This window comes from Pseudomonas sp. HLMP (assembly GCF_046365545.1).
Classification (GTDB): domain Bacteria; phylum Pseudomonadota; class Gammaproteobacteria; order Pseudomonadales; family Pseudomonadaceae; genus Aquipseudomonas; species Aquipseudomonas guariconensis_B.
This window is the reverse complement of sequence record NZ_JBDLLR010000001.1, coordinates 4,542,426-4,559,037: the sequence shown is the minus strand read 5'-3', so window position 1 is coordinate 4,559,037 and position 16,612 is coordinate 4,542,426. Positions and strand designations below refer to the sequence as shown.

The 16,612-nt window shown below is 65.5% G+C and carries 16 protein-coding genes and 1 pseudogene; 8 read left to right on the top strand and 9 right to left on the bottom strand.

All coding sequences use genetic code 11. From position 1 onward, the window contains the following. Positions 1-44: 44 nt before the first annotated feature. Positions 45-614: an elongation factor P gene (gene efp, locus ABFA30_RS21080; RefSeq protein WP_225787109.1), complete on the top strand. Its 570-nt coding sequence runs from the start codon at positions 45-47 to the stop codon at positions 612-614. A 91-nt stretch (positions 615-705) separates the two neighbouring features. Here efp and ABFA30_RS21075 read toward each other — a convergent pair whose 3' ends face one another. The 3 genes from ABFA30_RS21075 to ABFA30_RS21065 all read right to left on the bottom strand — a co-directional run bounded on the left by ABFA30_RS21075 (position 706) and on the right by ABFA30_RS21065 (position 2,732). Then, positions 706-1,134, bottom strand: coding sequence for an organic hydroperoxide resistance protein (locus ABFA30_RS21075; protein WP_410045876.1), 429 nt, complete (start codon positions 1,132-1,134; stop codon positions 706-708). 131 nt (positions 1,135-1,265) lie between these two features. Continuing rightward, a complete protein-coding gene (locus ABFA30_RS21070; protein ID WP_225787107.1) occupies positions 1,266-1,721 on the bottom strand; it encodes a MarR family winged helix-turn-helix transcriptional regulator in 456 nt (151 codons plus the stop codon). A 57-nt stretch (positions 1,722-1,778) separates the two neighbouring features. Next, positions 1,779-2,732 (bottom strand): LysR family transcriptional regulator, encoded by a 954-nt coding sequence (locus ABFA30_RS21065; RefSeq protein ID WP_225787106.1) that lies wholly within the window; start codon positions 2,730-2,732, stop codon positions 1,779-1,781. A gap of 112 nt (positions 2,733-2,844) precedes the next feature. Here ABFA30_RS21065 and ABFA30_RS21060 point away from each other — a divergent pair, with 112 nt between their 5' ends. Then, entirely contained in the window at positions 2,845-3,594 is a 750-nt protein-coding gene (locus ABFA30_RS21060; protein ID WP_253090857.1) for a sulfite exporter TauE/SafE family protein, read from the top strand. A 28-nt stretch (positions 3,595-3,622) separates the two neighbouring features. Here ABFA30_RS21060 and ABFA30_RS21055 read toward each other — a convergent pair whose 3' ends face one another. Continuing rightward, positions 3,623-4,477, bottom strand: a complete 855-nt coding sequence (locus tag ABFA30_RS21055) for a LysR substrate-binding domain-containing protein (RefSeq protein WP_225787104.1) — start codon at positions 4,475-4,477, stop codon at positions 3,623-3,625. A 96-nt stretch (positions 4,478-4,573) separates the two neighbouring features. Between ABFA30_RS21055 and ABFA30_RS21050 the strand changes: the two genes are divergently transcribed. Beyond that, positions 4,574-4,795 (top strand): DUF1127 domain-containing protein, encoded by a 222-nt coding sequence (locus tag ABFA30_RS21050; RefSeq protein ID WP_225787103.1) that lies wholly within the window; start codon positions 4,574-4,576, stop codon positions 4,793-4,795. Positions 4,796-4,856: 61 nt separating this feature from the next. On the opposite strand, the gene ABFA30_RS21045 is transcribed toward ABFA30_RS21050, so the two are convergent. Further along, on the bottom strand, positions 4,857-6,203 hold the full coding sequence (locus tag ABFA30_RS21045) for a class II 3-deoxy-7-phosphoheptulonate synthase (protein WP_225787102.1): 1,347 nt from the start codon (positions 6,201-6,203) through the stop codon (positions 4,857-4,859). A gap of 114 nt (positions 6,204-6,317) precedes the next feature. On the opposite strand from ABFA30_RS21045, the gene ABFA30_RS21040 reads away from it, so the two are divergent. Together ABFA30_RS21040 and ABFA30_RS21035 are read left to right on the top strand one after the other, a co-directional pair. Continuing rightward, complete coding sequence (locus ABFA30_RS21040) at positions 6,318-7,073, top strand: spermidine synthase (RefSeq protein ID WP_410045875.1); 756 nt, start codon at positions 6,318-6,320, stop codon at positions 7,071-7,073. Between the two features lie 282 nt (positions 7,074-7,355). After that, positions 7,356-9,048 (top strand): annotated as a pseudogene (locus tag ABFA30_RS21035) (DEAD/DEAH box helicase). Between the two features lie 104 nt (positions 9,049-9,152). Here the strand turns inward: ABFA30_RS21035 and ABFA30_RS21030 are convergent. Beyond that, entirely contained in the window at positions 9,153-9,920 is a 768-nt protein-coding gene (locus tag ABFA30_RS21030) for a class III extradiol ring-cleavage dioxygenase (RefSeq protein ID WP_368816491.1), read from the bottom strand. 101 nt (positions 9,921-10,021) lie between these two features. Here ABFA30_RS21030 and ABFA30_RS21025 point away from each other — a divergent pair, with 101 nt between their 5' ends. After that, on the top strand, positions 10,022-10,672 hold the full coding sequence (locus tag ABFA30_RS21025) for a thiopurine S-methyltransferase (RefSeq protein WP_253167569.1): 651 nt from the start codon (positions 10,022-10,024) through the stop codon (positions 10,670-10,672). Between the two features lie 80 nt (positions 10,673-10,752). Here the strand turns inward: ABFA30_RS21025 and htpX are convergent, their stop codons facing one another. Then, on the bottom strand, positions 10,753-11,640 hold the full coding sequence (htpX, locus tag ABFA30_RS21020) for a protease HtpX (protein WP_225787098.1): 888 nt from the start codon (positions 11,638-11,640) through the stop codon (positions 10,753-10,755). Positions 11,641-11,973: 333 nt separating this feature from the next. Beyond that, positions 11,974-13,185, bottom strand: a complete 1,212-nt coding sequence (locus tag ABFA30_RS21015) for a pyridoxal phosphate-dependent aminotransferase (RefSeq protein ID WP_225787097.1) — start codon at positions 13,183-13,185, stop codon at positions 11,974-11,976. Positions 13,186-13,349: 164 nt separating this feature from the next. Here ABFA30_RS21015 and msrB point away from each other — a divergent pair, with 164 nt between their 5' ends. Beyond that, positions 13,350-13,745 carry a peptide-methionine (R)-S-oxide reductase MsrB gene (gene msrB / locus ABFA30_RS21010; RefSeq protein WP_253080452.1) on the top strand — a complete coding sequence of 132 codons (396 nt, stop codon included), beginning with the start codon at positions 13,350-13,352 and terminating at the stop codon, positions 13,743-13,745. A 13-nt stretch (positions 13,746-13,758) separates the two neighbouring features. Next, positions 13,759-14,247 carry a glutathione peroxidase gene (locus ABFA30_RS21005; RefSeq protein WP_225787095.1) on the top strand — a complete coding sequence of 163 codons (489 nt, stop codon included), beginning with the start codon at positions 13,759-13,761 and terminating at the stop codon, positions 14,245-14,247. On the opposite strand, the gene ABFA30_RS21000 is transcribed toward ABFA30_RS21005, so the two are convergent. Beyond that, positions 14,237-16,594: a response regulator gene (locus ABFA30_RS21000; RefSeq protein ID WP_410045874.1), complete on the bottom strand. Its 2,358-nt coding sequence runs from the start codon at positions 16,592-16,594 to the stop codon at positions 14,237-14,239. The two genes, ABFA30_RS21005 and ABFA30_RS21000, sit on opposite strands and share 11 nt — an antisense overlap. Positions 16,595-16,612: the final 18 nt, after the last annotated feature.

The window sequence follows — 16,612 nt, the reverse complement described above, 5'->3', positions numbered from 1 at the left end:
CGGCCTCGATTTTTATAAATCCATCCAGATTCGGATATTTCGTAATGAAAACTGGTAAAGAGCTGAAACCCGGTACCGTACTGCGGATCGACAACGACCCGTGGCTGGTCCAGAAAGCCGAATTCACCAAGTCGGGTCGCAACAGCGCGATCATGAAGACCAAGCTGAAGAACCTGCTGACCGGCTACAAGACCGAAACCGTCTACTTCGCCGACGACAAGCTGGACGACGTGATCCTGGACCGCAAGGAAGTCACCCTGTCGTTCATCAGCGGTGATGCCTACACCTTCATGGACACCACCGACTACACCATGTACGAGCTGAACGCCGAGGACATCGACGCCGTTCTGCCGTACATCGAGGAAGGCATGCAGGACGTCTGCGCGCTGACCATGTACGAAGAGAAAGTCGTATCGGTCGAACTGCCGACCACCATCAGCCGCCAGGTCACCTACACCGAGAACGCCGCGCGTGGCGATACCTCGGGCAAGGTCATGAAGCCGGCCAAGCTGGCCAACGGCACCGAACTGCAGGTTGCCGACTTCATCGAGATCGACGAGTGGATCGATATCGACACCCGCGACGGCAGCTTCAAGGGCCGTTCCAAGAAGTAATGCTTCTTGCGGTGTACGAAAAACCCGGCCTCGGCCGGGTTTTTTGTGCGCGTGGTATCGGTGTTCGGGGCTTTGCGGGCAAGCCCGCTCCTCAGACCGTCACATGCAGCCGCACGTCGACGTTGTTGCGGGTGGCGTTGGAGTACGGGCAGACCTGGTGTGCCTTTTCCACCAAATCCTCGGCATCCGCCTGGGCCAGCCCTGGCAGGTTGATGTGCAGGTCGATGTCGAGGCCGAAACCACCTGGGATCTGGCCGATGCCGACCTTGGCGGTGATCGAGCTGTCTGCCGGCAATGGCTGCTTCTGCTGGCCGGCGACGAACTTCAGTGCGCCGATGAAGCAGGCCGAGTAGCCGGCGGCGAACAGCTGCTCGGGGTTGGTGCCTTCACCGCCTGCGCCACCGAGCGCCTTGGGGGTGCTCAGCTTGACGTCCAGCTTGCCGTCGCTGGAGCGCGATGTGCCGTCGCGACCGCCGGTGGAAGTGGCTTCTGCGATGTACAGTGGAGTGACCTTTTGCATCTTGAGCCTCGCTTGTGTGCTGTGCGCCATGGCGCGGGGGTGGGTACGGGATTTAAATTATCGCGCAATTATTTTGCGCGCAAGATAAATCGTTCACCGTTCATCCGAACGGCCACTTCACAGCATAGCCCTCAGAGGTTCTTTTGCAGGCTGGCGCGCAGCTCCAGCAGGTCGGCCTGTAGCTGCTGCAGCTGTTCCACGCTGCGGCCGCTGGCTTGCAGGATGCAGTGCGGCACGCGCTTGGCGTCTTCCTGCAGGGCTCGCCCCTTGTCGGTCAACTGCACCAGCACCACCCGTTCGTCCTCGCGGCTACGGGTGCGCTTGAGCAGGCCTTCGCTCTCCAGGCGCTTGAGCAGGGGCGTGAGCGAGCCGGGGTCGGTGAGCAGGCGCTGACTGATCTCGCCCACGGTCAGGCCGTCCTGCTCCCAGAGCACGAGCATGGCCAGGTACTGCGGGTAGGTCAGGCCGAGCGCTTGCAGCAGCGGCTTGTAGACCTTGGTCATCAGCAACGAGGTGGAGTGCAGGGCGAAGCAGACCTGGTTGTCCAGCAGCAGCTCGTCGCAGGGGGCTTGGGTGTTGGCGTTCATGCAGGTCCTTGGATTGGGTCAGGTAAGAATCTAGCACGCTGATGGTTAGCGCGTTCATCATCCACGCAGTTCGCTGCGCAGGGCCAGGTCCCAGGGGGGCACCGGGCTGAAACGGCTCTTGAGGAATTCGAGCAGCAAGCGGCTGCGAGAGTTCGTTTCATGTGCAAGGCGCAGCGCATAGATGCCGCTGCTTTCCGCCGCCGGCAGGCCGCCGTCGCAGAACAGCGGCAGCAGGTCACCCCGCACCAGGTAGTCGCTGATCAGCCAGGTGGGCAGGTGGGCGATACCAAGCCCGGCCAGTGCGCCGAACAACAGGGTCTCAGCATTGTTGGCGGTCATGCGCATGCGCGACGGGCGGTACAGGCGCGTCTGGCCGTTCACCACGAAGCGCCAGGCGAACGGTGGTGCCAGGCCGTCCCAGTCCAGGCCATCGTGTTGCGGCAGCTCGCTCGGGCAGGCCGGCACGCCACGGCTGGCCAGGTAGGCGGGGCTGGCGCAGGCGATGCGCACCATGTAGGCCAAGGGGGTGGCGACCAGGCGAGTATCGGCCAGGGGGCCGGCGCGCAGCACCAGGTCCACTTCGCCGAGGTGGCTGCCGTGCAGGTCGACGAAGCTGTCGATCAGGCGCAGTTGCACGTCCAGCCCCGGGTAGGCCACCAGGAAGTCGGCGATGGCGGGCGCCAGGTGGCGGCGACCGAAGGCGGCGGGCGCGTCGATGCGGATCAGGCCTTCCGGCGCGTTGCTCAACGACACCGCCTCGGCGCGGGCCAGGCGCAGTTCCTCGACGATACGCCGGGCCCGTTCGGCGAAGGCCGTGCCTGCCGGTGTGGCGCGCACGGCGTGGGTGCTGCGCGTGAACAGGCGGCTGCCTACGGCCTGCTCCAGGTTGTCGATACGCCGCGCCACGGCCGAGGGGGTCAGTGGATGGCGGCGGGCGGCGGCGGAGAAGCTGCCGGTTTCCAGTACGTCGAGGAACAGGCTCAGTTGTTCGGTAAGGGCATCGGGGCTCATGGCTGCTCTGCTTGTGCGAAATACGCAAAGCCATTTTGCGCTGCTATGCGTTTCCCCGCCAGCCCCGACTCGCTAGCATGCGCCCATTGGCAAACAGGCGGATGAGGCGCTGATGATCGAGTGGTTGATGTACGTGGTCCTGGGGGCCTTCCTAGGCACGATGGGAGGCTTGTTCGGCATTGGCGGCGGGCTGATCGCCATCCCGGTGCTGGGCGTGCTGTTCGGCCTCGACCAGCAGTTGGCCCAGGGCACGGCCTTGGTGATGGTGGTGCCGAACGTGCTGTTGGCATTGTGGCGCTATCACCAGCGTAATCGCATCGAGTTGCGTCATGCATTGCCGCTGGCGGTGTGCAGCTTCCTGTTCGCCTGGCTGGGGTCGACCTGGGCGGTGGGTATCGATGCCCAGTCCATGCGCCTGGGCTTCGTCGGTTTCCTGGTCGCGCTGGCGGTGTGGAACGTGACGCGCATGTTCCTGCCGCTGGCGCCACCGAGCAGCGAGCTGCGCTACCCCTGGCCGTGGCTGGGTGTGCTGGGCGGTTTCGCCGGCACCATGGGCGGCCTGTTCGGCGTGGGTGGGGCGGTGGTCGCCACGCCGATCCTCACCAGCGTGTTCGGCACCACCCAGGTAGTGGCGCAAGGGCTGTCCCTGGCCCTGGCCGCGCCCAGCACCCTGGTGACGCTGGTGACCTATGGCGTGCACCACAGCGTTGCCTGGCCGGTGGGCATACCGCTGGCGGTGGGCGGCCTGCTCAGCATCAGCTGGGGCGTGCGGCTGGCCCATGCCCTGCCGGAGAAGGTCTTGCGCTCGCTGTTCTGCCTGTTCCTGGTGCTCTGTGCGGTGATGCTGGGGGTGGAGGGGTGAAGCGGCAAGCTCCCAGCTTGCCGCTGGTTCAGGGCGCAAACCCTTCGATGATGTAGCCGGCCATGCAGTCGGTGATCGGCGACTGGTGTTGGGTGTTGCGCAGCAGCATGACGTTGGCCAGGGGTAGCTGTGGCAGGCCTTCGTTCTCGCCGAGGATGCGCAGGTTGCCGCTGATCAGGCTTTGCAGTTGCGCGGTGACCGCAAGGCCGGCCGTGACGATGGCGAACAGCGCCGCCAGGCTCGGGCTGGTGTAGGCGATGCGGTAGTCGACGCCCTGGGCCTGCAGGGCATTGCACGCCCAGGCGCGGCAGAAGCAGTCGCTGTTGAACAAGGCCAGCGGTATCGGGCGCTGCTCCTGGGGGCAGAAGCCCTCGGCTGCCGCCCAGACCAGGCGCTCTTGGCGCAGCAACTCGCCGATCTCGTTGCCGGGCTCGCGGGTGACGATGGTCAGGTCCAGGTCCTGGCGCAGCATCAGTTGCTTCGACGAGTCGCAATGCACCTCCACCTGGATCAGCGGGTAGGCCTGGGCGAAGCTCGACAGGATCGTCGGCAGGAAGCGCATGGCGTAGTCGTCCGGGGTGCCGATGCGCACCACGCCGACCATGTGCGGCATGCGCAGGGTGTTGAACACCTCGCCCTGCAGCTTGAGGATGCGCCGGGCATAGCCGAGCAGCACCTGGCCCTCGGCGGTCAGGCGCACCTGGCGGCCGTCGCGCTCGAACAGCTGGCGCTGCAGGATGTCTTCCTCCAGGCGTTTCATCTGCATGCTCACGGCGGATTGGGTGCGGTTGACCACCTCGCCGGCGCGGGTGAAACCGCCTTGCTCGGCGATGGCGACGAAGGTGCGCAGCACGTCCGAATCCAGGCTCTGGTACTGGGACATTGCATCAATCTCCGAGATGCATGGCATCAGAAACATTCGTTGGATTGATCTTAGGCCTGGCAGGAGACTGAAGCCATCTACACGGAGGGCTTCGCGATGAAAGGTCAAATCACCACCCTGTATGGCAAACCGTCCTTTTCCTTCGTGGGGGTAGGGCGTGGGCTGCTGGCGCGGATTGCCCGCTGGCACCAGCTGTATCGCCAGCGGCGCGAGCTGGCCAGCCTGAGCGATGCGACGCTGGAGGACCTGGGGTTGAGCCGGGCGGATATCCTGCGGGAATCTGAGCGGCCGTTCTGGGATGATCCGTTGCGCAAGTGAGGATAGGGGGCATTGCCCCAATGCCAGTCAGCTAGACGGCATTGGGGCGCGAAGCGGCCCCTTAGCGGCGCACCTGCTTGAGCGTCTCGGCGATCAGGAAGGCCAGCTCCAGCGACTGGTCCGCATTCAGCCGTGGATCGCAATGGGTGTGGTAGCGGTCGGACAACCCATCCTCGGTGATCGGCCGGGCGCCGCCGATGCACTCGGTGACGTTCTGCCCGGTCATCTCGATATGAATCCCCCCGGCATGGCTGCCTTCGGCCTGGTGCACCTGGAAGAATTGCCGGACCTCGTCGAGGATCTGCGCGAAATCCCGGGTCTTGTAGCCGCTGCTGGCCTTGATGGTATTGCCGTGCATCGGGTCTGAGCTCCACAGCACCTTGCGCCCCTCGCGCTCGACGGTGCGGATCAACCCCGGCAGGTGCTCGCCGACCTTGCCGGCGCCCATGCGCACGATCAGGTTGAGGCGGCCCGGGTCGTTGTCCGGGTTGAGGATGTCGATCAGGCGGATCAGCTCGTCCGGGTCCATGCTCGGGCCGACCTTGACCCCGATCGGATTGTGCACTCCCCGCAGGAACTCCACGTGCGCGCCGTCCAGCTGGCGGGTGCGGTCGCCGATCCACAGCATGTGCGCCGAGCAGTCGTAGTCGTCGCCGGTCAGGCTGTCGCGGCGCACGAAGGCTTCCTCGTAGTTGAGCAGCAGCGCTTCGTGGGCGGTGAAGAAGCTGGTCTCGCGCAGTTGCGGTGCGCCGTCCAGCCCGCAGGCGCGCATGAACGCCAGGGTCTCGTCGATACGGCCAGCCAACTGGTGGTATTTCTCGGCCAGGGCCGAGTTGGCGATGAAGTCCAGGTTCCACTTGTGCACCTGGTGCAGGTCGGCGAAACCGCCCTGGGCGAAGGCGCGCAGCAGGTTGAGGCTGGCGGTGGCCTGGTGGTAGGCCTGCAGCAGCCGCTCCGGGTCCGGCACGCGGCTGTGCTCGTCGAAGCCGATGCCGTTGACGATGTCGCCACGGTAGGCGGGCAGGGTCACCTGGCCGATGGTCTCGTCGCCCGAGGAGCGCGGCTTGGCGAACTGGCCGGCCATGCGCCCGACCTTGACCACCGGGCAGCCGGCGGCGAAGGTCATGACGATGGCCATCTGCAGCAGCACCTTGAAGGTGTCGCGGATCTTCGCCGCGGAGAACTCGGCGAAGCTCTCGGCGCAGTCGCCGCCTTGCAGCAGGAACGCCCGGCCTTCGGTGACCTCGGCGAACTGCCGGCGCAGCTCACGGGCCTCGCCGGCGAACACCAGCGGCGGGTAGCTCGCCAGGGTCTGCTCGACCTTGAGCAGGTGCGCGGCGTCGGGGTAGGTCGGTTGCTGCTGGATCGGCAGGGTGCGCCAGCTGTCGGGGCTCCAGGGTCGGTTCATCACGGGCTCGATATCGTGGGTAGGCTGCCTGTCATGGTATCAGCTGGCGCTGCGCTTGTTGCACCGAGGGCATTGACGGACAATGCGCGTTTTGCATGGGGCAGGTGGCGAGCAATGACGACGGAGCGGGAAGAGCGGCTGCTGGCCCGGATCGAGGATGCCTTCGGCGTCATCAGCGTGTACGAGGTGGAGGACTATCGCTTCCTCGAGTTCGGCGACGCCATCGAGCAGAGCTGCACCTTCACCGCCGACCCGAGCTGGCTGGAATACGACTACACCCGCGCCATGCTGGTCGGCGCGCTGTGCCACGGGCAGCCGGAGAGCGCGCTGTTCCTGGGCCTTGGCGCCGGTACCCTGACCCAGGCCTGTCTGAAGTTCCTGCCCCTGGAAGATGTCGAGGCGATCGAGCTGCGCCCGGATGTGCCGCGCTTGGCCATGGAGTTCATGGGCTTGGACGATGACCCGCGCCTGTACGTGCGGGTGGGCGATGCCATCGAGTTGCTGCCCAGCGCGGAGAAGGCCGACCTGATCTTCGTCGACCTCTACACCGACCATGGGCCGGGTGTCGGCCACCTGGCCTGGGGGTTTTTGGAGAACTGCCAGAGGCAGCTCAACCCGGGCGGCTGGCTGGTGATCAACCAATGGGCCGGCGACGACGGCAAGCCGCTCGGCGCGGCATTGCTGCGCGGGTTGTACCTCCGGCACTACTGGGAGCTGCCGGTGAAGGAGGGCAACGTGATCCTGCTGGTGCCGGCGGACCTGGAGCAGGCGGTGGACCTTGATGGTATCCGTGCCCGTGCCGAGGCGCTGGCGCCGCGCCTGGGGTATTCGCTGGATTACCTGATCCGGGAAATCCGGCCTGCGACCTGACGGGCAGGGAAACGATTCAGCCTGTGCGGGCAGGTGGCCGAATGCTGGCCTGTGCCCTTGAAAAAAATCTAACGGCCCGGCGCGAATTCGGGTATAGTACGCGCCGGTCTTTTAGCGGACCCTAAAATCAGGTGGTGCAAATCCTCCGAGTCCAGCTTCGGCTGCGCGTCCGCTAGGCGGACCTCCCCAAGACGTTCCTTTTTCAATCGTTTTCGCAAATCCCCGCCGCCAAAGCTGCCTGGGTGACCCTCGGGTCTTTCAAGGCATGTGCAGCTTTGGAGCATGGGTCTTTGCGGATGCACCTAGAGGCAGACCCATGACCCAGGAAACCGGCGGATTCGCCGCTCTCGATCTTCATCCGAACATCGTTGCCGCCGTGCTGGCTACCGGCTATGAAGAGCCATCGGCCATCCAGCAACAATCGATCCCGATCATCCTCGCCGGTCACGACATGATCGGCCAGGCGCAGACCGGCACCGGCAAGACCGCTGCCTTCGCCCTGCCGATCCTCAACCGCATCGATGTGAGCAAGCGCGAACCGCAAGCCCTGATCCTGGCGCCGACCCGTGAGTTGGCGCTGCAAGTAGCCACCGCCTTCGAAACCTACGCCAAGCAGATGCCGGGCGTGAACGTGGTGGCCGTGTATGGTGGTGCCCCGATGGGCCCACAGCTGCGTGCCATTCGCAACGGCGCGCAGATCGTCGTGGCCACCCCGGGCCGCCTGTGCGACCACCTGCGCCGCGACGAGAAAGTCCTCTCCACCGTCCAGTACCTGGTGCTCGACGAAGCCGACGAGATGCTCAAGCTCGGCTTCATGGACGACCTCGAAGTGATCTTCGACGCCATCCCCGCGTCGCGCCAGACCGTGCTGTTCTCCGCCACCCTGCCATCGTCGATCCGTTCGATCGCCGAGCGTCACCTGCGCGAGCCGAAGCACGTCAAGATCCAGAGCAAGACCCAGACCGTCACCGCGATCGACCAGGCCCACCTGATGGTCCACGCCGACCAGAAGATCCCGGCCGTGCTGCGTCTGCTGGAAGTGGAGGAGTTCGACGCGCTGATCGCCTTCGTGCGCACCAAGCAGGCCACCCTGGACCTGGCTGCCGCGCTGGAAGCCAAGGGCTACAAGGCCGCTGCGCTGAACGGCGACATCGCCCAGAACCAGCGTGAGCGGGTGATCGACTCGCTCAAGGATGGCCGCCTGGACATCGTCGTCGCCACCGACGTCGCCGCCCGAGGCCTGGACGTACCGCGCATCACCCACGTGTTCAACGTCGACATGCCGTACGACCCGGAGTCCTACGTCCACCGTATCGGCCGTACCGGCCGTGCCGGTCGCGATGGCCGCGCGCTGCTGCTGGTCACCCCGCGTGAGCGGCGCATGCTGCAGGTCATCGAGCGTGTGACCGGACAGAAGGTCGCCGAAGCCCGCCTGCCGAACCCGCAGGCCGTGCTCGATGCGCGTATCAAGAAGCTGACCGCGAGCCTGGCGCCGCTGGTGGCCGAATCGGAAGCCAGCCATGGCGAGCTGTTCGACCGCCTGACCGCCGACCTCGGCTGCACCCCGCGTGCCCTGGCCGCGGCCCTGCTGCGCAAGGCCACCAACGGCCAGGCGCTGGACCTGGCCTCGGTGGAGCGCGAGCAGCCGCTGGTGCCGACCTACACCCCGCGTGAGCGTGGTGAGCGCAGCGAGCGTGGCGACCGCGAGCGTCGTGCGCCGATGCCGCTGCCGGAAGGCCGCGTGCGTTGCCGTACCGCCCTGGGGGCCCGTGACGGCATCGCCGCCAAGAACCTGCTGGGCGCGATCCTCAACGAAGGTGGCCTGGCCCGCGATGCCATCGGCCGCATCCAAGTGCGCGACAGCTTCAGCCTGATCGAGCTGCCCGAGGAAGGCCTGGAGCGCCTGCTGTCCAAGCTCAAGGACACCCGCGTGGCCGGCAAGCAGCTGAAGCTGCGCCGCTACCGCGAGGATTGATCCTGGCGCAATGAAAAAATCCCCGGCTCAGGCTGGGGATTTTTTTGTCTGCTCGGTAGGGGCAAGCGTTAATGCTGGGGCCGCTGCACTGTCGCAGCAGGCCTTCAGCCGAACCGATAGATATCCATCCCCAGCGCCCCCAGGGTGAAGCCCTGGTGCACCAGGCCGAACGTGCCGCCAGCCCCGAGGGCGAAGAACAGCGGCAGCAGGTGTTCGTCGCTGGGATGGTTGCGCTCCGCGAACGGTGCCTGCCGCCGATAGTCGAGCAGCGCCGCCTGGTCATCCTCGCCCAACCGCTCGACCACCCAATCACGGAACGCCAGCGCCCAGGGCTCGACGGCATCCGGCCCGGCATGCCAGTCCAGCTCGCCCAGGTTGTGGGTGATGCTGCCGGAGCCGACCAGCAGGATGCCTTCCTCGCGCAATGCCGAAAGCGCCCGGCCAACCCGCAGTTGCAACGCCGGGCCGAGCTGGCTGGGCAGCGATACCTGGATCACCGGGATGCTGGCGTCCGGGTACATCAGCGACAGCGGCACCCAGGCACCATGGTCGAACGGCCGCTCAGGGTCGAGCTGGGCGGGCAGGCCGGCAGCTTCCAGCCGCTCACTGACCTGCCGGGCCAGCAAGGGATCGCCCGGGGCAGGGTATTGCACGGCATACAACGCTGCGGGGAAGCCACGGAAATCGTGCCAGGTCTGTGGTCGTGCATGGCCTGTCACCCGTAGCGCCTGGCTTTCCCAGTGCGCCGAGACCACGACGATCGCCTTCGGCCGTGGCAGGGCGTTGGCCAGCGCGGCCAGGGCCGGTCCGCTGGCACCGGGTTGCAGGGCGAGCATGGGCGATCCGTGGGAAATGAACAGGCTGGGCAGCATGGTGTGCTCCTGGCGGTTAAGATGAGGTCATCTTCGATCAGATACCGATCGAGATCCAATATAAGTTTTCCGGGTATTTCATCGAAAAAGCGGGAGGGAACATGGAGCCAGCGTTCTGGCACAAGCGGTGGGCAGACAACCAGATCGGCTTCCACCAGGCGCAGGTCAATTCCTGCCTGCAGGCCCACTGGCCCGTGCTGGGGCTGGCGCCGGGCAGTCGCGTGCTGGTGCCGCTGTGCGGCAAGACCCTGGACCTGGCCTGGCTAGCCGGCCAGGGGCACCGGGTGCTGGGCGTGGAGCTGTCGCGGCGGGCGGTGGAGGCGTTTTTCCATGAGCATGGCTTGACGCCGGAAATCAGGGTGCAGGGGGATTTCGAAGCCTGGCGCAGCGGCGATGTGGAGTTGTGGTGCGGGGATTTCTTCGCCTTGCGGGCCGAGGACCTGGCCGACTGCGTCGGTGTGTATGACCGCGCGGCCTTGATTGCACTGCCGCCGAGCATGCGTGAGCGCTACATGGCGTTGCTGTCGGCGTTGTTGCCGGCTGCCTGCAAGGGGCTGTTGGTGACGCTCGACTATGACCAGGCGCGGCTCGACGGGCCGCCGTTTTCCGTAGCGGATGATGAAGTGCGGCGAGGGTTCGCGGGGTGGCGAGTGGAACTGCTGGATGAGCAGGAGGTGCTCCGGGACAGCCCGAAGTTCATCCAGGCTGGAGTGCCGAGCCTGGTCGAGCGGGCCTACCTGTTGCAGCGGTGAGGGGGCATCTTGGGGCGCGAAGCGGCCCCAGTTCGCAAGAAAAAGGGCGACCGAAGTCGCCCTTTTTTGTTCCAGCCGGATCAACCGCGACGGCGCAGGGCCTCGATACGGTCTTCCAGCGGCGGGTGGCTCATCAGCAAGCCGGCCAGGCCGTGCTTGAGGCCGCCGTTGATGCCGAACGCCTTCAGGGTGTCGGGCATGTGCACCGGCATGCCTTGTTCCACGCGCAGGCGCTGCAGTGCGCCGATCATCGCGCCGGTGCCGGCCAGCTGGGCGCCGGCTTCGTCGGCGCGGTACTCGCGGCGGCGCGAGAACCACATGACGATGATGCTGGCGAGGATGCCCAGGACCAGCTCGGCGACGATGGTCGCCACGTAGTAGGCAATGCCCTGGCCTTCTTCATTCTTGAAGATGACCTTGTCGACGAAGTTGCCGATGATGCGCGCGAAGAACATCACGAAGGTGTTCACCACGCCCTGCACCAGCGCCAGGGTGACCATGTCGCCGTTGGCCACGTGGCCGATCTCGTGGGCCAGCACGGCACGCACTTCATCGGGCGAGAAGCGCTCGAGCAGGCCTTGGGACACCGCCACCAGGGCATCGTTGCGGTTCCAGCCGGTGGCGAAGGCATTGGCCTCGTAGGCCGGGAAGATACCCACCTCGGGCATCTTGATGCCGGCCTCGCGGGATAGCTCCTCGACGGTCTGCAGCAGCCACTGTTCATGGCGCGTGCGCGGCTGGGTGATGATCTGGGTGCCGGTGGTCATCTTGGCCATCCACTTGGAGATGAACAGCGAGACCAGGGAGCCGGCGAAACCGAACACGGCGCAGAAGACCAGCAGTTGGTTGAGATTGAGGTCAACCCCGTTGGCCGCCATGAACCCGTTGAAGCCGAACAGGCTCAGGGTAATGCTTGCAACCAGCACCACCGCGAGGTTGGTGGCTACAAACAACAAGATGCGCATCATGGTTGTTACGTTCTCCTGACGGACGAAAATGTCGCTTACTGCGGGCTATATAAGGGGCGGGTCCCGGCGATTCAACCGGTTGACTATTTCAAACTGTGTACCGGGGGAGTATGACAGAGGATTCTGAGAAGCCTCGAAGATAGAGCGTTGCAGGATGTAAGGGATATCCCATCCGGACGGGTGCAAGCGGGGACGCTGCGCGCTCCATTCGCGGCGCGCCGGTGTGCAGCCCCCACATGGCCCTGCAAGCCGCACCATTTGTGATCGACTCGGACCCTGTGGGAGCCGGCTTGCCGGCGATGGGCTGCACCGCAGCCCCCATGGCACTCGAACTTACTGCTGATAGCTACGCAGGAAATTGCCGATCCGCCCGATCGCCTGCTCCAGGTCATCCACCCGTGGCAAGGTGACCACGCGGAAGTGGTCCGGCCACGGCCAGTTGAACGCCGTGCCCTGGACGATCAGCAGTTTCTCCGAGAGCAGCAGGTCGAGGACGAACTTCTCGTCGTTGTGGATCGGGCAGACCTTCGGGTCGATCTTCGCAAACGCGTACAGCGCGCCCATCGGTTTGACGCAGCTCACCCCGGGGATGGCGTTGAGCAATTCGTAGGTGCGGTTGCGCTGCTCGAGCAGGCGGCCCGGCGGCAGCACCAGGTCGTTGATGCTCTGGTAGCCGCCCAGGGCGGTCTGGATCGCGTGCTGCGCCGGCACGTTGGCGCACAGGCGCATATTGGCCAGCATGTCGATGCCTTCGATGTAGCCCTGGGCATGCTGCTTGGGCCCGGAGATGATCAGCCAGCCGGAGCGGAAGCCCGCCACCCGGTACGACTTGGACAGGCCGTTGAAGGTCAGGCACAGCAGGTCCGGGGCCAGCGAGGCGGTGCTGATGTGCACGGCTTCGTCGTAGAGGATCTTGTCGTAGATCTCGTCGGAGAACACCACCAGGTTGTGCTGGCGCGCCAGCTCCAGCATGCCCAGCAGCAGTTCGCGCGAATACACGGCGCCAGTCGGGTTGTTCGGGTTGATGATCACCAGGGCCCTGGTGTTCGGGGTGATCTTGGCCTTGATGTCTTCAAGGTCGGGGAACCAGTCGGCCTGCTCGTCGCACAGGTAGTGCACCGGCTTGCCGCCGGCCAGGCTCACGGCGGCGGTCCACAGTGGGTAGTCCGGCGCCGGGATCAGCACTTCGTCGCCATTGTTGAGCAGCGCTTGCATCGACATCACGATCAGTTCGGAGACGCCGTTGCCCAGGTAGATGTCCTCGATGCCGACACCTTCGATCTGCTTCTGCTGGCAGTACTGCATGACCGCCTTGCGCGCGCTGAACAGGCCCTTGGAGTCGCTGTAGCCCTGGGCGGTGGGCAGGTTGCGGATCACGTCCTGGAGGATCTCGTCCGGCGCCTCGAAACCAAAGGGCGCCGGATTGCCGATGTTCAGCTTGAGGATGCGATGGCCTTCCTCTTCCAGGCGTTTGGCGTGCTTGAGCACTGGGCCGCGAATGTCGTAGCAGACATTGGCGAGCTTGTTCGATTTGCTGAACTGCATGATGTGATCCCGATTGAGAAGTCGCGGCGCGCCGCCGTCAAAAGGTTTGAAAAGGGCGAGGCGCGTGCCAGACTGGCTGGCACAACAAGCCGACTAATATACGTGCCACCGGCGCCATAAATAAAGACGGCGCACGGTGAAATTCAGCCTGCCGAGGTTCACCCATGCAAAAGATCGAGAAAACCCTGGAGCAGTGGCGCGAGATGCTCGATCCCGCCCAGTACCAGGTGTGTCGCCTGAAGGGCACCGAACGGCCGTTCAGCGGCAAGTACAACAGCGAGCGCCGCGACGGCATCTACCATTGCATCTGCTGCGACCTGCCGCTGTTCGACTCACGCACCAAGTTCGACGCCGGCTGCGGTTGGCCGAGCTTCTACGAGCCGATCGAGGAGGGCGCGATGATCGAGGTACGCGACACCTCCCACGGCATGATCCGTACCGAGGTCACCTGCGCCCGTTGCGATGCCCACCTGGGCCACGTGTTTCCCGACGGCCCGCCACCGACCGGCCTGCGCTACTGCATCAACTCGGTGTGCCTGGACCTCAAGCCGCGTGACTGACCGGAGAACCGACATGGCCGATTCCCTGCTGGACATTCCCTGCGTCACCCTGGGCGGCGAGCACAAGCGGCTGGGCGACTTCCAGGCCAAGGCGCTGCTGGTGGTCAATACCGCCAGCCAGTGTGGCTTCACGCCCCAGTACAAGGGCCTGGAACAGCTGTGGCAGCTCTACCGCGAGCGCGGGCTGGTGGTGCTGGGTTTTCCCTGCAACCAGTTCGGCAAGCAGGAGCCGGGCGATGCCCGGGAGATCGCCCAGTTCTGCGAGCGCAACTTCGGCGTGAGCTTTCCGCTGTTTCGCAAGATCGAGGTCAACGGCCCTGGCGCTCACCCGTTGTTCGTCGAACTGAAGCAACGCGCGCCTGGCGTGCTCGGCACCCAGCGCATCAAGTGGAACTTCACCAAGTTCTTGGTCGATCCGGCCAGCGGCAAGGTCACCCGCTATTCCCCGAGCACCAAGCCCGAGGCGCTCAAGGCAGCGGTGGAGGCCTTGCTCAGCCGCTGATCGGCACCCAGTGGTCGATCAGCGCCAGCAGCTCCTCGCGGCGAAACGGCTTGGCCAGGTAGTCGTCCATGCCCGCAGCCCGGCAGCGTTCGCGCTCCTCGGGCATGGCGTTGGCCGTCAGGGCGACGATGGGCAGTTGTGACCAGCGCCCATCCTGGCGAATCCGTCGGCTGGCTTCGTAGCCGTCCATCACCGGCATGTTGCAGTCCATCAGCACCATGTCCACGGCCTCCCGCTCCAGTTGCTCCAGGGCTTCGGCGCCCTGGGTGGCGAGCAGCACCTCGCAGCCGAGCTTGGCCAGCATGCCCTTGGCCACCAGTTGGTTGACCGGGTTGTCTTCCACCAGCAGGATGCGCGCCCGCTGTCGTTGGGCCTTGGCCTGTGCGCCGCCCTGCGGGGTGTCGGCCTCGCCACCTTGCAGGGTGCGCCGCAGGGTCTGGTACAGGGCCTTGCGCGCCAGGGGGCGGGCCAGTTGCAGCAGTGGCGCCAGGCCTGTGGCCGCTTCGCCGTGCAGGAAGCTGCCATAGGCGGTCACCAGCAGGATGGGGGCCTTGAAGCCAGGGCGCAGCGCGAGCGGATGTTCCCGGTTGTCGGTGATCAGCAGGTCGGGCGCCGTAATCTGCACCTCGGCCAGGTCGTCCAGCCGTCGGTAGTCGAGCCCCCAGCCGGGCAGCAGGGCCTGTAGCAGCTCGGCCAGACCACTGGTGGCGTTGCACAGGGCGACGACACGCCCCTGCAACGGTGCCGGGGCCATGGCCTCGGTATGGGCGGGCAGGGGCAGGTCGGCGCTGAAGCGGCTGCCGAAGCCCGCCTCGGAGTGGATGTACAGGTGCCCATGCATGACCTTGCACAGGTTGTGGGTCAAGGTCAGGCCCAGCCCGGTACCGCCGTACTGGCGGGTGATGCCGGCGCCGGCCTGGGTGAAGGGCTGGAAGATCCGCGCCTGGGCCTGTTCGGGAATGCCGATGCCGGTGTCGCGCACCTCCAGGCGCACACCACCGACGATCGTGCCCAGGCGCACGTCGACACGGCCGAAACGGGTGAACTTGAGCGCATTGGACAGCAGGTTGCTGACGATCTGCCGAACCCGGGTGGGGTCGCCCAGCACCCTGCTGGGGAAGTCGCTGGCCACCAGGCAGGTCAGCTCGACATGCGCCGCGGCATTCTGCGACAGCAGGTTGGCGGTGTCCTCGACCATGGCGCCCATGTCGAAGGGGATGCGCTCGAGTTCCAGTTGGCCGGCATCGAACTTGGACAGGTCGAGGATATCGTTGAGCAGCTCGACCAGCACCTTGCCCGAATCATGGGCGATCGACAGCTGTTGGCGTTGTTCGGCGGCCAGCGGGCTGTCCAGGGCCAGGGCGATCATGCCGAGCGTGCCGTTGAGCGGGGTACGGATCTCGTGGCTCATGTTGGCCAGGAAGGCGGCCCGCGCCTGGGCCATGTCCAGGGCGCGTCGGCGGGCTTGCTCCAGCTCCTGGTTGGACTGGCTCAGGCGCTCGTTGCTGGCCTTGAGCTCGTCGGTGCGGGCCGAGACGATGTCTTCCAGCTCGTTGAGGTACTGGGTCAGGCGGTTCTCGGCGTTGCGCCGCTGCTGGATCTCGGTGGCCATGCTGACGAATTGCTGGTTGGCCACCTTGACCAGCACGCCGATCTCGTCGTGCTCGTGGCCGTGGGGGCATTCCAGGCGGGCCCGCTGCGGTTGGCGCGGGTCGCTGCTGCTCAGGGCGCCGATCACCGTGACCAGCGGCCTGGTCAGCATCATGTAGAACAGCGCCAGGAGGATACCGGCCAATACCAGACTGCGGGTGAAGCCGTTGACCAGGGTGACCCCGGCGCGGTCGAGGAAACGGCTGCCGAAGGCGTAGGTGTCGACATCCAGGTACAGCGTGCCCAGGTACTCGTGGGGCATGTGGGCGAAGAACAGGCGCTCCTGGAACAGGCGTTGCTCGCCGAACAGGAAGTCGCTCAACGGGCGGTAGCGGTCTTCCACGCGCGGGCGCTGGACATCGGCCAGCACGGTGTCGTTGTTGTCGATCAGCCGGGCGCGGATCACCGTCGGTGCCTGCAGAAGGCCCCGGGTCAGTTCCTGGGCCAGTTCGGCGTCGATGTTGTAGGCCACGCGTGAGGCCGGATCACGGCTGATTTGCAGCAGCGCTTGCACTTCGCGGTTGATGGAGGCGTCTTCGCTGGCATAATCGATGCCGATCTGGATGAGACTGAGCAATGTTCCCAGGATGAAGCCGACCAGGACTGTCAACCGGGCTTGCTTGTATGACAGGCGATTGGTGAACTTGATATCCATGAGTCCCGAGCCGGTTTCATGTCCCTTGCGCTGCGCAAGCATAGCCGATCAGCCTCGGCT

Excerpts from the sequence above, each read along its gene's own strand:
- efp (WP_225787109.1), top strand. The coding sequence starts at position 45 with ATGAAAACTGGTAAAGAGCTGAAACCCGGTACCGTACTGCGGATCGAC.
- ABFA30_RS21075 (WP_410045876.1), bottom strand. The coding sequence starts at position 1,134 with ATGCAAAAGGTCACTCCACTGTACATCGCAGAAGCCACTTCCACCGGC.
- ABFA30_RS21070 (WP_225787107.1), bottom strand. The coding sequence starts at position 1,721 with ATGAACGCCAACACCCAAGCCCCCTGCGACGAGCTGCTGCTGGACAAC.
- ABFA30_RS21065 (WP_225787106.1), bottom strand. The coding sequence starts at position 2,732 with ATGAGCCCCGATGCCCTTACCGAACAACTGAGCCTGTTCCTCGACGTA.
- ABFA30_RS21060 (WP_253090857.1), top strand. The coding sequence starts at position 2,845 with ATGATCGAGTGGTTGATGTACGTGGTCCTGGGGGCCTTCCTAGGCACG.
- ABFA30_RS21055 (WP_225787104.1), bottom strand. The coding sequence starts at position 4,477 with ATGTCCCAGTACCAGAGCCTGGATTCGGACGTGCTGCGCACCTTCGTC.
- ABFA30_RS21050 (WP_225787103.1), top strand. The coding sequence starts at position 4,574 with ATGAAAGGTCAAATCACCACCCTGTATGGCAAACCGTCCTTTTCCTTC.
- ABFA30_RS21045 (WP_225787102.1), bottom strand. The coding sequence starts at position 6,203 with ATGAACCGACCCTGGAGCCCCGACAGCTGGCGCACCCTGCCGATCCAG.
- ABFA30_RS21040 (WP_410045875.1), top strand. The coding sequence starts at position 6,318 with ATGACGACGGAGCGGGAAGAGCGGCTGCTGGCCCGGATCGAGGATGCC.
- ABFA30_RS21030 (WP_368816491.1), bottom strand. The coding sequence starts at position 9,920 with ATGCTGCCCAGCCTGTTCATTTCCCACGGATCGCCCATGCTCGCCCTG.
- ABFA30_RS21025 (WP_253167569.1), top strand. The coding sequence starts at position 10,022 with ATGGAGCCAGCGTTCTGGCACAAGCGGTGGGCAGACAACCAGATCGGC.
- htpX (WP_225787098.1), bottom strand. The coding sequence starts at position 11,640 with ATGATGCGCATCTTGTTGTTTGTAGCCACCAACCTCGCGGTGGTGCTG.
- ABFA30_RS21015 (WP_225787097.1), bottom strand. The coding sequence starts at position 13,185 with ATGCAGTTCAGCAAATCGAACAAGCTCGCCAATGTCTGCTACGACATT.
- msrB (WP_253080452.1), top strand. The coding sequence starts at position 13,350 with ATGCAAAAGATCGAGAAAACCCTGGAGCAGTGGCGCGAGATGCTCGAT.
- ABFA30_RS21005 (WP_225787095.1), top strand. The coding sequence starts at position 13,759 with ATGGCCGATTCCCTGCTGGACATTCCCTGCGTCACCCTGGGCGGCGAG.
- ABFA30_RS21000 (WP_410045874.1), bottom strand. The coding sequence starts at position 16,594 with ATGCTTGCGCAGCGCAAGGGACATGAAACCGGCTCGGGACTCATGGAT.